Origin of the sequence: Ornithinibacillus massiliensis (assembly GCF_018310345.1) — a bacterium.
In the GTDB taxonomy this organism is placed as follows: Bacteria; Bacillota; Bacilli; order Bacillales; family Amphibacillaceae; genus Ornithinibacillus; species Ornithinibacillus massiliensis.
In genome coordinates this window covers 223129-235791 of sequence record NZ_JAGXBY010000006.1, presented here as the reverse complement: position 1 = coordinate 235791, position 12663 = coordinate 223129, and the positions used below count along the sequence as shown (strand labels likewise).

At 35.5% G+C, this 12663-nt stretch carries 16 protein-coding genes and 1 tRNA gene; 5 read left to right on the top strand and 12 right to left on the bottom strand.

Annotated features, from left to right (window positions below):
• Window positions 1-88: 88 nt before the first annotated feature.
• The 5 genes from KGF86_RS16475 to KGF86_RS16455 form a co-directional block, all read right to left on the bottom strand.
• Window positions 89-607, bottom strand: coding sequence for a phage major tail protein, TP901-1 family (locus tag KGF86_RS16475; protein WP_186870562.1), 519 nt, complete (start codon window positions 605-607; stop codon window positions 89-91).
• A 455-nt stretch (window positions 608-1062) separates the two neighbouring features.
• Entirely contained in the window at window positions 1063-1554 is a 492-nt protein-coding gene (locus tag KGF86_RS16470) for a sigma-70 family RNA polymerase sigma factor (RefSeq protein ID WP_186870563.1), read from the bottom strand.
• A gap of 162 nt (window positions 1555-1716) precedes the next feature.
• Window positions 1717-1911 (bottom strand): XtrA/YqaO family protein, encoded by a 195-nt coding sequence (locus KGF86_RS16465; RefSeq protein ID WP_186870564.1) that lies wholly within the window; start codon window positions 1909-1911, stop codon window positions 1717-1719.
• A 1-nt stretch (window position 1912) separates the two neighbouring features.
• On the bottom strand, window positions 1913-2068 hold the full coding sequence (locus KGF86_RS16460) for a hypothetical protein (RefSeq protein ID WP_186870565.1): 156 nt from the start codon (window positions 2066-2068) through the stop codon (window positions 1913-1915).
• A gap of 24 nt (window positions 2069-2092) precedes the next feature.
• Window positions 2093-2974 carry a DnaD domain-containing protein gene (locus tag KGF86_RS16455; RefSeq protein WP_211742467.1) on the bottom strand — a complete coding sequence of 294 codons (882 nt, stop codon included), beginning with the start codon at window positions 2972-2974 and terminating at the stop codon, window positions 2093-2095.
• A gap of 514 nt (window positions 2975-3488) precedes the next feature.
• Here KGF86_RS16455 and KGF86_RS16450 point away from each other — a divergent pair.
• From KGF86_RS16450 to KGF86_RS16435, 4 genes are all read left to right on the top strand, one after another.
• Window positions 3489-3905, top strand: a complete 417-nt coding sequence (locus tag KGF86_RS16450) for a helix-turn-helix domain-containing protein (protein WP_211742466.1) — start codon at window positions 3489-3491, stop codon at window positions 3903-3905.
• 164 nt (window positions 3906-4069) lie between these two features.
• Entirely contained in the window at window positions 4070-4525 is a 456-nt protein-coding gene (locus tag KGF86_RS16445) for an ImmA/IrrE family metallo-endopeptidase (RefSeq protein ID WP_186870568.1), read from the top strand.
• Between the two features lie 513 nt (window positions 4526-5038).
• Window positions 5039-5440, top strand: coding sequence for a UPF0715 family protein (locus KGF86_RS16440; RefSeq protein WP_211742465.1), 402 nt, complete (start codon window positions 5039-5041; stop codon window positions 5438-5440).
• A gap of 119 nt (window positions 5441-5559) precedes the next feature.
• Complete coding sequence (locus tag KGF86_RS16435) at window positions 5560-5886, top strand: hypothetical protein (protein WP_211742464.1); 327 nt, start codon at window positions 5560-5562, stop codon at window positions 5884-5886.
• Between the two features lie 179 nt (window positions 5887-6065).
• Here the strand turns inward: KGF86_RS16435 and KGF86_RS16430 are convergent.
• Window positions 6066-6141: transfer RNA gene (locus KGF86_RS16430), tRNA-Arg, on the bottom strand.
• Window positions 6142-6397: 256 nt separating this feature from the next.
• On the opposite strand from KGF86_RS16430, the gene clpP reads away from it, so the two are divergent.
• Window positions 6398-6985 carry an ATP-dependent Clp endopeptidase proteolytic subunit ClpP gene (gene clpP / locus KGF86_RS16425; RefSeq protein ID WP_186870571.1) on the top strand — a complete coding sequence of 196 codons (588 nt, stop codon included), beginning with the start codon at window positions 6398-6400 and terminating at the stop codon, window positions 6983-6985.
• 84 nt (window positions 6986-7069) lie between these two features.
• On the opposite strand, the gene KGF86_RS16420 is transcribed toward clpP, so the two are convergent.
• The 6 genes from KGF86_RS16420 to KGF86_RS16395 form a co-directional block, all read right to left on the bottom strand.
• Window positions 7070-7324, bottom strand: a complete 255-nt coding sequence (locus KGF86_RS16420; RefSeq protein WP_186870572.1) for an HPr family phosphocarrier protein — start codon at window positions 7322-7324, stop codon at window positions 7070-7072.
• Window positions 7325-7428: 104 nt separating this feature from the next.
• Window positions 7429-8376 carry a DNA-binding protein WhiA gene (gene whiA, locus KGF86_RS16415; RefSeq protein WP_186870573.1) on the bottom strand — a complete coding sequence of 316 codons (948 nt, stop codon included), beginning with the start codon at window positions 8374-8376 and terminating at the stop codon, window positions 7429-7431.
• A gap of 18 nt (window positions 8377-8394) precedes the next feature.
• Window positions 8395-9354 (bottom strand): gluconeogenesis factor YvcK family protein, encoded by a 960-nt coding sequence (locus KGF86_RS16410; RefSeq protein WP_186870574.1) that lies wholly within the window; start codon window positions 9352-9354, stop codon window positions 8395-8397.
• Window positions 9355-9357: 3 nt separating this feature from the next.
• Window positions 9358-10215, bottom strand: coding sequence for an RNase adapter RapZ (gene rapZ, locus KGF86_RS16405; protein ID WP_186870653.1), 858 nt, complete (start codon window positions 10213-10215; stop codon window positions 9358-9360).
• A gap of 336 nt (window positions 10216-10551) precedes the next feature.
• Window positions 10552-11502: a thioredoxin-disulfide reductase gene (gene trxB / locus KGF86_RS16400; protein WP_211742463.1), complete on the bottom strand. Its 951-nt coding sequence runs from the start codon at window positions 11500-11502 to the stop codon at window positions 10552-10554.
• A gap of 78 nt (window positions 11503-11580) precedes the next feature.
• On the bottom strand, window positions 11581-12591 hold the full coding sequence (locus KGF86_RS16395; RefSeq protein ID WP_186870576.1) for a tetratricopeptide repeat protein: 1011 nt from the start codon (window positions 12589-12591) through the stop codon (window positions 11581-11583).
• Between the last annotated feature and the right edge of the window lie 72 nt (window positions 12592-12663).

The following is a 12663-nucleotide window of genomic DNA, read 5'->3' as shown; positions in this document are numbered from 1 at the left end:
CTCTTATAATCCTATATTTTAAATTGCTATTGCCATTCAGCAGCTACTTTTTGTGCTTGTAAAAATATCATTTTTCTAATGCTTCCTCTTACTGTTGATCCCCTTCTGGAGTTGTATCTTGGAATGCATATTGAACAGCTTGTTGCTGTTCTTCCGTAAGTGTAGCAAAGCCAAACTGAGGTGTTAGTTCAATTGCAAAATCGCCTGAATAAGTTGCTTCATCTTCTGCACCATTTTCCGAACTCCAACTCGTCATGTAACCCTGACAATAGATAGCGGGATACTTTCCATCCTCGTTCTTTAGGTCCTCATCAACGGTAACTTCCCACAGTTCCATTTTGTCCCCTTCAAGTACCGCTTCCAAAAGCATAGTTGCTACAGGATCGTCTTTAGCCTGAATCGCTTCAATTCCTGTTACTTCGCTTTCTAACTCACTTAACTTCCTAATCGTTCCATCCTTTGTCATAATTGCTTCTGCATCTCGCGAAAAATCAAACGTATGACTAGTTTGAAATGATAATTTTGCTGCTTCTGAATTTGCCTCACTTAATTTACGAAAAAGAAGAATCTTATTCTTCCCTTCTAACATTGCACGTTTTGGATCCATTTAATTACCTCCTAGATTTGTATACATTTTTACTTCAATCATAACGTAAAGTAATTGATTTCCTGCTTAGATTTCAGGAATCATGTTGACATTACTTGGTTGCATGAATTACTTGGCTCAGATTAGCCTAGTAAATTCATATTTCCTTTCCTAACTCCCTTAAATCATTCAATCCCTCCTACCCTATATACACACTCCACACTATTCCTATTCCACCGTATTGAAGGCTCCAATAAGCTTAGGAGACTTTGTTAATCGCTCAGATAAAATATATAAAGCGTGTATAGTCTATTTAATCCAAGAGCTTCATTTGAAAAAGCTCCTTTCACTTATTAGGAACTTCATACGACATTTGCACGACAATTCTTGCTCTTCGCACATTCAATATACTTTGTGTATAGTCTATTTAATCCAAGAGCTCCATTTGAAAAAGCTCCCTTCACTTATTAAGAACTTCATACGACATTTGCACGACAAATCTTACTCTTCGCACGTTCAATATGCTTTTGGACTGTACTTCTTCCAATATTTAATTCCTCAGCTATTTCCGCGAATGATTGCGCATAGACAGTGTGCAATAGAAAACATTGCCTCTGTCTCGGTGTCATCTCTGCTAGTATATTGAGAACCGTACTTTTTTCCTTCTCATCTAATTTCCGTTCTTGAGGAATTATCTCCAGTGATGGAAACATGTCCATATCCTCTATTGCCATTCGTTGATAAGCTGCCTTTTTATCAATTCCTCGTATTTTATTTGGCTCTCGACCGGTAGACATCCAATCAATTGCTTCTTGAACCGTTTCAATCATGCTATTTATCTGTGTCTTATCTAACTGATCGAGCAATGAATCTCCTAGATTGTTTTTCATTTTGTATAGCTCTTGCTTGCTTTGTTCATACTCTAAAATTAACTTATCCGCCCAATTATCCTTTGTTTTTTCACCCATCTAATCTCCTCCAAACTCTTCATATGAATTTAAACAAAAAAGAGGCCACTAAACATTAGCCGTAGCTAATATTCAGTGTCCTCCAGCTTACTGGTAGAACGATTTATTCGCCGTTTTTAACTCTAGCAAGATTCAAAGAATCTATTTTTCAGCTTGTTTTATTCAAAATTCTTCCCCTTCATCAAACTTAATTCGCTTTACCTTCCCTTGATGTGTAACAACCTTTGTCTCACCATGTTCAGGTAAATAAGTAATTCTAGCCTTTCCTTGACTATAGACAACTACAAATGGGCTCTGACTTTCACTGATGTCCATGGTTAATACACCTCTCTTAATAGGAATATCTTTTAATCTCATATTATCTCCTCCTGTTCTTCCATAATAAAATTCTGTTCTCCCTTTCCAGCAGCTTAATTCTCTTTTTAGCCTTGTTGTAAAGGTTGAGATAAATTATTACCATAATGGCATAAACCATAATGGTTAGTAATAAAATCATAATTGAAATTTCTTTCATATCGATTCCTCCTTTAAAATTGATTTAGCTACTCCCCGCACTTTTCCTATAATGGGCTAGCAAAGCTGCAACTTCCTCTCGACTGGATTCCAGTTCTTTAGAAAAATGATTAGCGTTCCCCTTACGTTCTTTGAACCAATCAGGTACAACTTCGCTATGTACCTGTTTCAGATACATTATTTCTTCAGCCTGAGCCTGATTGATATTCGTAATATTCTTTTTTACCCATGATAATAAGATACTTTTGGCATAGCCCCAGTTAGGCTTATTTCTATTTAAGGATCTACTTAAAGCTTCGATTACCATTTCGTTTCCAAGTTTTTTTACCCAACTTAGGATTTCTTCTGCAATATGTGGACTTATGTGTCCAAAATTATCTTGATAAAAGGCAATAGTATTTGAAGTAGTTGCTGACTTTTTTTCTACATCTTTTTCTTGTTCTTCTTTTTCTTGATTTTCTTCTTCTTGTCCACTTATCGTTGACGCATCGTAGAACGAATCGTAAATTTTTTTAATTTCTTGCTTTTCGATTCGTTCTGCAACTAAGGATATTAAGGACTTGTCCTTTACTTGATTCAATTCTGATTTGACACAATCGATAACTGGTTTACCACCTCTATTGAAGTTATATTTACCCCAATTTCTTAATGCTATTTCTCTTGTTTTCGGGTTATAAACAACAATTTCATGATGGTTGATGAATCTATCTAACAGTGCGTTTATACTTTCTAAAGAATAGCCAGTATCAAATGCCATTTGTTTTTTGGTAATCTGATATATACCAATTTGTGTCGTGTTTGCGTTTGTTAAGAGATATAGAAAAAAGTACTTATCCTCAGGTGTCATTTCCTCTACCACTTTAGGATCATCCCAGAACTCCGTATGCACCATTCTAAATCTAGCCATCTACCTCACTCCTCTATCTATACTTCTCACAAACTATCCTATTACTATTTTTTGGTTGTTCTTGAATCCTGTGGTTTCAATTAAGATGCAATGCATTTCAGCTAAGTCTACTATTCTTACTAGTTTATAAGGTCTATCAAACATTCATAGTATGTGTACTATTGTTAATAGATGGCATCTACTTGTGTTGTTTTTCGACACATAACTTTTATAAAAATACTCTCCATTGATAATTAGAGATTTGCTAATTATTTTGCATCGACTTACTGTTAAGAATGTACTCCCCCCACTTTGTATTCTGACACGATTTTCCTTATTGAAAGCTGTAGAAGCCTATTATAAATTGGCATAGTATGACCTCCTTTTAGAAATGTAGTAGTGTCTTTACGTGTTGCGACTTGACACTAAGATAATCTATTTCGTGTTAAATGTCAACACAAAATAGATTTTTCTTTATTTTTGTGTTGCTTTACGATACAATTACAAATAAGTCGAGGAACCAGTGGTGATAAGTATGGTAGATAATAATAAAATTGGAGAGTTTTTGAGGAATTATCGTAAAGAACATAACAGAATGTCTTTACGTGCTCTGTCCGAAAAGACAGGTATTAGTTTCTCCCATTTAAGTAAAATTGAACGTGGAGAACACAATCCTTCTAAACCCACCTTGCGAGTATTGGCTGAGAAGCTAGACCTAAATTTGGATGACCTCTTCATAATGGCTGGGTTTGCACCTGAGAAAAAAATCAGTAGTTCCGATTTGCTTTATTCCAATCCGGATCCTGAAGAGCTTCAGAAGGTTAAAATCATCGATAAGATTACTAGCGAATTCCATGAAGCGGATTTGATGTTTAATGACCTTGCCAACATGACACCAGAACAATTAGAAGAGGTATATGAATTTATAAAATTTAAATTAAGTAAGAAATAAAGAAGATTAGTTCGCATTAGAATCATATTTTTGAAAAATATCACTTACTAAAAAGAATAAAGTTAATTTCATACATGGACTTTTAAAGGGGTGCAACTTGCACGCCTAATCTTTTACTATAAAACAGAACATATATTCGTATTATTCAACATAGGGGGAATGAAATGTATACACATTTAGAAGATTATGTTTTCAACTTATATCATAATTTATCCATTAGCCGTCCTGAACAATTAGATATAGAAGAAATAGCCAATAAACTTGGGATTAATCTTTATTACAGTTCTTCTACCTATAGATATGGTAATAACATTATTCTTCAATATGATACTAAACAAAAACAATGGCAATTATTCGGGCATGAAATCTGTCATTATTTAAGGCATTTCGGTAACCAGCTGACCATGAAAAAATCCTTTAAGGACCTTCAAGAATGGCAAGCGAACCATTTTGCTTATCACTTTTGCGTTCCAACCTTTATGTTGGAAAAAATACACACACCTACTGTAACGGATATTATAAGCATTTTTAATGTTGAATTTGATTTTGCACTTAGAAGACTAGAAATGTATCAGAGTAAATTGAATTTTGATGGGAATGACTTATGTTTGGGTATGTAGTTAAGAAGAGGTTTGCAAACTTTATTTTTCTCAAAAAGGGCAAGGGGGGATAAGAAATACTTAATCCATTGCTTTTTTGACGCGATTAAAAGGGATTCGAACTCCCGGCAAACCTGGTACCGGAAACCAGGTAGGGTTAGTTAAAACTGAATGATATGGTGTGACAATACTGTCACACCATATCATTATTTGTTATATAATTCGATTTTGTATACGAACTGCCTCTTGCTAAGATTAGATTAACAATTAGTTAGAAAGGCGGGTTATCTAATGGAACAACTATTATTTATTGTGTCTATAAGTGCTTTAGGCTTATGCTTTTGCGTTTTCATTTTGGGGATTATTAATCATGGTTTACGTAATCTGTTTGAATCAAGATACACAAAAGTATCCACCTTATTGTTTGTTATTTATATACTTACCTTCATACCTTACCTAATAATTTCATCTATTTAAAATATGTATTGGTTCCTATATAATAGTTATAGAATAATAGAGATAGGGTGTGAAGGTATGAAAAAATTAAAGGACCTTGATCTGGATTTAGTTATCTCCTTCTCGATTCTCTGTTCTCTTCTGTCAGCAGTGACTCTAGGTATACTGACAGTTGTTTTAACTTTTCATAGTTTTGTTTTTGGTTATACAGTTATGTATACTATAATTTACTTCCTCTTTTACTTACTTTTTGCTTCTACGATCCAGATTATGCTTAGCTTGAAACCTAAAAAGTTTTATATCCCATACTTGCTAGTCTATGTTGTAGGCGCACTGGTAGCCTCTGCTATTGTATTCTTTTTAATGGATGATGTTGGTAACCCATTTATTATGACTTCGTACTATGTTATTAGTGGATCAGCTGCAATCATTTTTTGGCTATTTGACTCGATTATTTTACAGGGTGAAATAGATAATTAAGTAAGCTATCTTATTAACTGAGTAATTATTGATAGTGTTATTCATATTCTCTCCTCACCCCAAATTGAAAAAATGAACACCTCATATACATTATGCATATACTTAAAGGCCGTGAGAAAATGTCAAAATATGTCAAAATAACCTTTGTGATAACCCTAGTAATTCTAGCGATAGGAACTTTATATAGTACTTATAGTGCTTTTATCTATGGAAATCCTAAAAAAATTATAGAATCAGAGGAAATTGCAGTAGAGTATTTAAAAGAAGAAAAAGGATATCAAAACCCTGGTATACTAATGGTTAAAGGAAACTACAATTGGAAAGGAAGTTATGGAAAAAAATATGGAGGATTCATTATTTTAAAAGACAATAATGATATAGTATACAGTTATGTTATTCGGAATGATAAAATAATTGTACTGGATGATATACCTACAAAATATTAGCTTAGTCATAAAGATTGGTACCATACTAAGATATACAGGAATCGATAGTTGAAAGGATACAAGCATTACTACTAAGTCCGAGATTAGGAACTGAAACCCTAGAGAATACGCGGATGCCTGGCAAACTAAAAAGCAAGGGAAGAGTCGCCCTCTATCCCTTGCTTTTATTTTTTCTAAGACGCGCCCAGAGGGATTCGAACCCCCGGCAAACCTGGTACCGGAAACCAGTGCTCTATCCAGCTGAGCTATGGGCGCATAAGAATTTAGTTAATCAAAAAATCGAACACATAGGCTATTATAACGTCTGTAGACTTAATTAACAAGTATTTTTAGTTGAAAATGGTTTAATTCGTTCATCTGACGGGCATGATGGAAAATGTGCTTTTGACAATATGAACAAGATGAAATATTAGTCGAACGTTTTTGTTTGACCTTAATTGACCATTGTTATATGATAAAATTATCCAAAGATTGGATATATCCATAGGAAAAGATTAAAGGAGGAATTCCAATGAACTTAATACCTACAGTTATTGAACAAACAAATCGTGGTGAACGCGCATATGATATTTATTCCCGTTTATTAAAAGACAGAATCATCATGTTAGGAAGTGCAATTGATGATAATGTAGCAAACTCTATCGTTGCTCAATTATTATTCTTAGAAGCTGAAGATCCTGGAAAAGATATTTCCCTATACATTAACTCACCAGGTGGATCCATCACTGCTGGTATGGCAATCTATGATACCATGCAATTTATTAAATCTGATGTATCTACTATTTGTACTGGAATGGCTGCATCTATGGGTGCTTTCCTATTAGCAGCTGGTGCAAAAGGTAAGCGATATGCTTTACCTAATAGTGAAGTAATGATTCACCAACCACTAGGTGGTACACAAGGTCAAGCTACTGACATTGAAATTCATGCAAAACGCATCATTCAAATGAGAGAAAACTTAAACAAAATTCTATCTGAGCGTACTGGTCAGCCAATTGAAGTAATTAACCGTGATACAGAGCGTGATAACTTCATGACAGCTGCAGGTGCTGTGGAATATGGTTTAATTGATAAAGTGTTAGAGCGTAAACCAGAATAGGAAAGTAATAAGAGAGGGTATTCACCCTCTCTTTTTGCTGTCTATAATGTTATCTATTTCACATACTTAAATACGTAAAGGAATTTATTTCTTGCTAACAAAAGATACCAAATGATCCAATGCTACTTCCTCATCTGATCCATCTGCTATTAATTTAATCGATTCACCAGTTGTAATCGCTAAACTCATTAGCCCCATGATACTCTTTGCATTTACTCGTTTGCCCTCTTTTTCCAAAAATAAATGCGCGGAATAGCGATTTGCTTCTTGCACAAATTGTGCAGCAGGTCTAGCCTGTAACCCCGACTCAAGCTCAACTGTAACAACTCTCTCCACCATATATCTCACCCTCCCCCCAAAGTAAGCGCAAACAACATGATGTATAATTAAAAAAATATTCATGATATTTTATTATATCATGAATATCCAAAATGACAATTAAGTTAAGACAAAATTTCGCCTTGTTTGATTTTTTCTGCAAATTCATCTATTTTCTTAAGTCGGTGATTAATACCTGACTTTGAAATTTTACCACTAGAGACTAATTCCCCTAATTCTTTTAAGGATACGTCCTCATGTTGAACCCGTAACAACGCCACCTCGCGTAGCTTTTCAGGTAATGCTTCTAGTCCTACCGTTCTCTCGATCAATTTAATATTCTCAATTTGCCTGAAAGCAGCACCAATCGTTTTATTTAAATTAGCCGTTTCACAGTTAACTAGTCGATTTACTGAGTTACGCATATCTCTTACAATACGTACATCCTCAAACTTAAATAGGGCGTTGTTTGCTCCAATAATACTTAAGAACTCGGTAATCTTTTCCGCTTCCTTCATATAAACAATAAATCCCTTTTTACGCTCCAGCACCCTTGCACGTAAGCCAAAAGAATTTAGTAATTCACATAAGGCATCATTATGCTCTTCGCTCGTGTTGGAAATTTCTAGATGGTAAGAAGAGGTCTCTGGATTATTAATCGATCCCCCTGCTAGAAATGCCCCTCGTAAATAGGCTCTCTTACAGCAATCTTTTTCTAAGTATTGGGGCGATATGTCTCGTACAAATGTATAAGAATCCTTCATAATGCCTAATTCTGTAAGCATTTCATGGACGTCTTCCTTTAGACGAACAATGTACACATTATTCTTCTTAAGTTTCATCTTCTTACGTACTAAAAGCTCTACCGGTATCGGTGAGAAGCTAGCTTTTATTAATGTGTAGATACGTCTAGCAATTGCTGCATTTTCTGTTTGCACATCTAATGTGTACCTAAAGTTGGACAAGGACACTGTACCGTTCATCCGAATAAGTGCCGCTAGCTCTGCATAAGAACAACAATCCTCAATCTCTGTAGCAGTTAGTTCTTTTTTAATTTCAGAAGCAAAGGACATTCTACTCCCTCCTTTACCTTATTTTTTTATTAATGAATACAATAGGGTAGCAATTTTTTTTGTATCGTGACGAATCGTACCTTTGGAATAATCAATGATATCGCCATCTATTATCTCTAAGCCCATATCCAATAATCGTTCAATATCATATTCTACTGGCTCTGCCTTTTCTCCAGCATAGACATTACGAATCTTTGGATCAATCTGCTTTCTATTTACTACGACCGCATCAATGACATGCTTGCCAACATGATCGGTAATGGCTTGTACATGATCACTTGCTGAGAAACCTGTCGTCTCGCCATATTGAGTCATCACATTACAGACATAAACGATTTTAGCCTTTGCATGCTGTAATGCCTCACCTATATGCGGAATAATTAAATTGGGCATGATACTAGTATATAAACTCCCTGGTGAAATGACGATTAAATCAGCAGTTTCAATTGCTTTAATTGCATTTGGAAGTGGTGTTACATCTTCCGGATTTAGGAACACTCGCTTAATTTGTTTACCAGATGTAGGGATATTAGATTCCCCTTCCACAATGGTTCCATCTTTCATCTCGGCACAAAGTTTAATGTTTTCATTGGAAATCGGGTAGATTTTCCCCTTCACATTTAACACTCTAGAAATCTCTTTTATTCCAGTATAAAAATCCCCGGTAATGGATGTCATCGCAGCTAATAGGAGATTCCCCATAGAGTGGCCAGATAAATCATTTCCATTCACAAATCGATGCTGAAAAAGCTGAATTAACATTGGCTCCACTTCCGACATTGCTGCGATAACATTGCGAATATCACCAGGTGCAGGAATTGCCATATCATTTCTAATTCTTCCGGTACTTCCACCATCATCGGCAACCGTAACTAATGCAGTTAATTTTATAGGGAGGCTTTTTAGACCACGCAAAAGAACTGGCATCCCAGTTCCTCCGCCAATTACCACAATCCGTGGTAGCTTCTGTTCTGTCATTATTTAATGGCCCTTTCTCTTCTCAATGTCTCGATGTGTGACATGTGTAATATAGTTAGCTGCTAATTTCTTTGCGAAATACTCTGCTAGTGCTACAGATCGATGTTGGCCACCTGTACACCCAATACCTACAACAAGCTGAGATTTACCTTCCTTCTTATACTGTGGAAGCATGAATTGTAATAAATCCAACACTTTTTCCTGGAATTTCTGTGTTTCCGACCATTTGAACACATAGGAGGATACATCCTGATTTAATCCTGTTAAAGGCTGTAAGTGGGCGACATAATGTGGATTTGGAAGAAAACGCACATCAAACACTAGATCAGCGTCAATTGGAATTCCATATTTAAAGCCAAAGGATACCATATTGACAGAAAAAATTTCCTGTTTTTCTTCAGCATAGTAATTAAGGATTTTCTCCCGTAATTGTCGTGGCTTTAAATTAGATGTATCAATCACACGATGTGCGCGACCTCGCATCTCGTCAAGAATTTGACGTTCTTGCTCAATACCTTTTAATGGTAAATCACCAAATGCTAAAGGATGGGAGCGTCGAGTTTCTTTATATCGTGTAACTAGCTGCTGATCTTTTGCATCAAGGAACAAAATATGTTCATCTAACCACTCTTCATCACTTAGCAGGTCGAGTGCTTCGAATAAGGAATCGAAAAATTCTCGGCCACGAAGGTCCATTACTAGGGCAACTTTATGAATATTGTTGGTTGAATCCCGCATTAATTCAAGAAATTTTGGTAGTAAGGCCGGTGGGAGATTGTCTACACAGTAATAGCCTAAATCTTCAAAGCTCTGAATAGCGACGGTTTTACCGGCACCAGACATTCCAGTTATAATAACCATCTTTGTCTCCTGTTCAACATTTGTCACTTGTATCACCTCATACCGTTCGCTTAGATTTTTATATATCTACATCTCGAATGTAGTTAAATTGTATACTACTATATCTATTATACATGTAATCAATTTAATGCTACAAGAATATGATTATTTTTCCTTTTTTTATATGCCATCCGCCAATTATCCTACGAAATAAAAAAAATGCGCAGATGATAAACATCTGCGCCAAAACTAATCTATCTATTAAAAAGGGGGTCAATTAGTTATTCTTATTGTACCCCATAAATGTTTCGTCCGTGTTACAGACACGTTAAGATGCTTTTACTTTCAAAATACATCCTATTTTTTCGCTTTAATTTTCTCTTCTAATTCTTCGATATATGCTTGTGCTGCTTGTGCGGCAATTGAACCATCACCAGTTGCGGTTACAATTTGTCTAAGTTTTTTGTCGCGAATATCACCAGCAGCATAGATTCCAGGTATTGACGTTTCCATATTATCATTTGTTACGATATACCCTTCCTCATTCGTAATACCAAGAGATTTAAATGGTTCACTTAACGGTACCATACCGATATATACGAAAACACCATCCGCAGGCTTTTCATATTCTTCACCTGTATGAACATCCTTCAACGTAACACTGCTCACTTTTCCATCAGGACCATTGATTTTTTCTACTGTTGTATTCCAAATGAAGTCTACTTTTTCATTGTCAAATGCACGTTGTTGAAGAATCTTTTGTGCACGTAATTCCTCACGACGGTGAATAATGGTTACCTTGCTTGCAAATTTAGTTAGGTAAACCCCTTCTTCAACAGCAGAGTCTCCACCACCAACAACAATCAATTCTCTTTCTTTAAAGAACGCACCATCACAAACGGCACAGTAAGATACACCACGACCACCTAATTCTTCCTCACCTGGGATACCAAGTTTTTTATATTGGGCACCCGTTGCAATAATTAGGGCTTTCGTTTTGTATTGTTTAGAACCAGCATGGATAATTTTGAAATCACCTTGGTCATCGACACTTTTTATATCACCGTATGCATATTCTGCACCGAATTTTTTCGCATGTTCAAACATTTTATTGGATAGGTCTGGTCCTAAAATATGATCATATCCAGGATAGTTCTCTACGTCTTCCGTGTTAGCCATTTGTCCCCCTGGAATACCACGTTCAATCATTAAGGTATCCAAGTTAGCACGAGATGCATAAAGAGCTGCAGTCATACCAGCAGGTCCTGCACCAGCAATAATTAAATCATATATTTTTTCTTCGGACATTAATAACGCCCCTTTCTGTTTCTATTCTTGGTCTATATAAAGGGTATAAGATTTACCTTTCCTCGTCTAATTAAATGCTCAAGATTCCCATGGCACTTCCTGTGGCGATAATCGTTGATGCCTTCTACAACCTTCCTCCCATATACTTAGCGCTTTAGAAGGTTCGCCTAAATGATAGATGGTCATACTATACCAACGATAATAGGAAATGTGACTTTTCACCACTGCTTTATCAAGCATTCGGAAACGTGTAAATGCTTCATTATATAATCCTGTTCGAGCTAAGGTCACTGCAATACGTAATTTTTGTTGTTCATGCATTGGATATATATTTAGTAATGCACGTATATGCTTTTCATATTCCTCCATATAGCCTGTCTCATAGTAAAATACAGCTAAGTTCGTATGGCTATATAAGCTATTTGAGTCTTCCTTAAATAATTCTAGTTCTTTTTCAATTGCTTCTTCTCTTCTACCGGAAAAGAATAGTGCAAACGTATATTCATGATGTGCTATCTTATGATCTGGAAATAGTAATATCATTTCCTCTAACAAAGCTAAAGCTTTATCCCACTCATTATTTTCTAAATGATGAAAAACGGTTTCTTGATATACGAGGAGTTCATCCTCTTCATCAAGCTCCCACTCATCTTCATCAAAATCATCATCAATTTCAATTAATTGCAATAATGCTTTCGCATCCTCGCTAAAATCACCATCTGGTTCTTTATCAAGATAAGACACTGCAAATTTTTTCGCATCATTTAAAAGTCCCAAATGGGCATAATTATTGGCAAGTAAATAATAACAATCTACATATTGATCTCCTGTAGACTGTAATACATTCGTTAGAATTTGATTTGCTTTATGAAAAGAGCCGGTTTCCGTATAGATGATTGACATTTGACATTGGTATAAAGGGTTATCTGGTGCAGCATCTACCGCCTTGGTGAGCCACTTTAATGCAATGTCAAACTTTCGCTTGCGAAATGATTCTACACCTTTCGCAAAGTAAAAATCACCTGTAGGGATAAAAGGGATAACATTGTTAGTCTGAGCTAATTTATTCTTTTTTTCTACTGGTTGCATGCATATCCCCCTATTTTTTCACATATCGTTGAAAGTATACCATAATTATTTGTGGAATAACATAGTTAGTTT

Bases quoted from the DNA above. Each gene is read 5' to 3' on its own strand.
- KGF86_RS16475 (WP_186870562.1), bottom strand. From the start codon at position 607: ATGGATCCAAAACGTGCAATGTTAGAAGGGAAGAATAAGATTCTTCTT.
- KGF86_RS16470 (WP_186870563.1), bottom strand. From the start codon at position 1,554: ATGGGTGAAAAAACAAAGGATAATTGGGCGGATAAGTTAATTTTAGAG.
- KGF86_RS16465 (WP_186870564.1), bottom strand. From the start codon at position 1,911: ATGAGATTAAAAGATATTCCTATTAAGAGAGGTGTATTAACCATGGAC.
- KGF86_RS16460 (WP_186870565.1), bottom strand. From the start codon at position 2,068: ATGAAAGAAATTTCAATTATGATTTTATTACTAACCATTATGGTTTAT.
- KGF86_RS16455 (WP_211742467.1), bottom strand. From the start codon at position 2,974: ATGGCTAGATTTAGAATGGTGCATACGGAGTTCTGGGATGATCCTAAA.
- KGF86_RS16450 (WP_211742466.1), top strand. From the start codon at position 3,489: ATGGTAGATAATAATAAAATTGGAGAGTTTTTGAGGAATTATCGTAAA.
- KGF86_RS16445 (WP_186870568.1), top strand. From the start codon at position 4,070: ATGTATACACATTTAGAAGATTATGTTTTCAACTTATATCATAATTTA.
- KGF86_RS16440 (WP_211742465.1), top strand. From the start codon at position 5,039: ATGAAAAAATTAAAGGACCTTGATCTGGATTTAGTTATCTCCTTCTCG.
- KGF86_RS16435 (WP_211742464.1), top strand. From the start codon at position 5,560: ATGTCAAAATATGTCAAAATAACCTTTGTGATAACCCTAGTAATTCTA.
- clpP (WP_186870571.1), top strand. From the start codon at position 6,398: ATGAACTTAATACCTACAGTTATTGAACAAACAAATCGTGGTGAACGC.
- KGF86_RS16420 (WP_186870572.1), bottom strand. From the start codon at position 7,324: ATGGTGGAGAGAGTTGTTACAGTTGAGCTTGAGTCGGGGTTACAGGCT.
- whiA (WP_186870573.1), bottom strand. From the start codon at position 8,376: ATGTCCTTTGCTTCTGAAATTAAAAAAGAACTAACTGCTACAGAGATT.
- KGF86_RS16410 (WP_186870574.1), bottom strand. From the start codon at position 9,354: ATGACAGAACAGAAGCTACCACGGATTGTGGTAATTGGCGGAGGAACT.
- rapZ (WP_186870653.1), bottom strand. From the start codon at position 10,215: ATGGTTATTATAACTGGAATGTCTGGTGCCGGTAAAACCGTCGCTATT.
- trxB (WP_211742463.1), bottom strand. From the start codon at position 11,502: ATGTCCGAAGAAAAAATATATGATTTAATTATTGCTGGTGCAGGACCT.
- KGF86_RS16395 (WP_186870576.1), bottom strand. From the start codon at position 12,591: ATGCAACCAGTAGAAAAAAAGAATAAATTAGCTCAGACTAACAATGTT.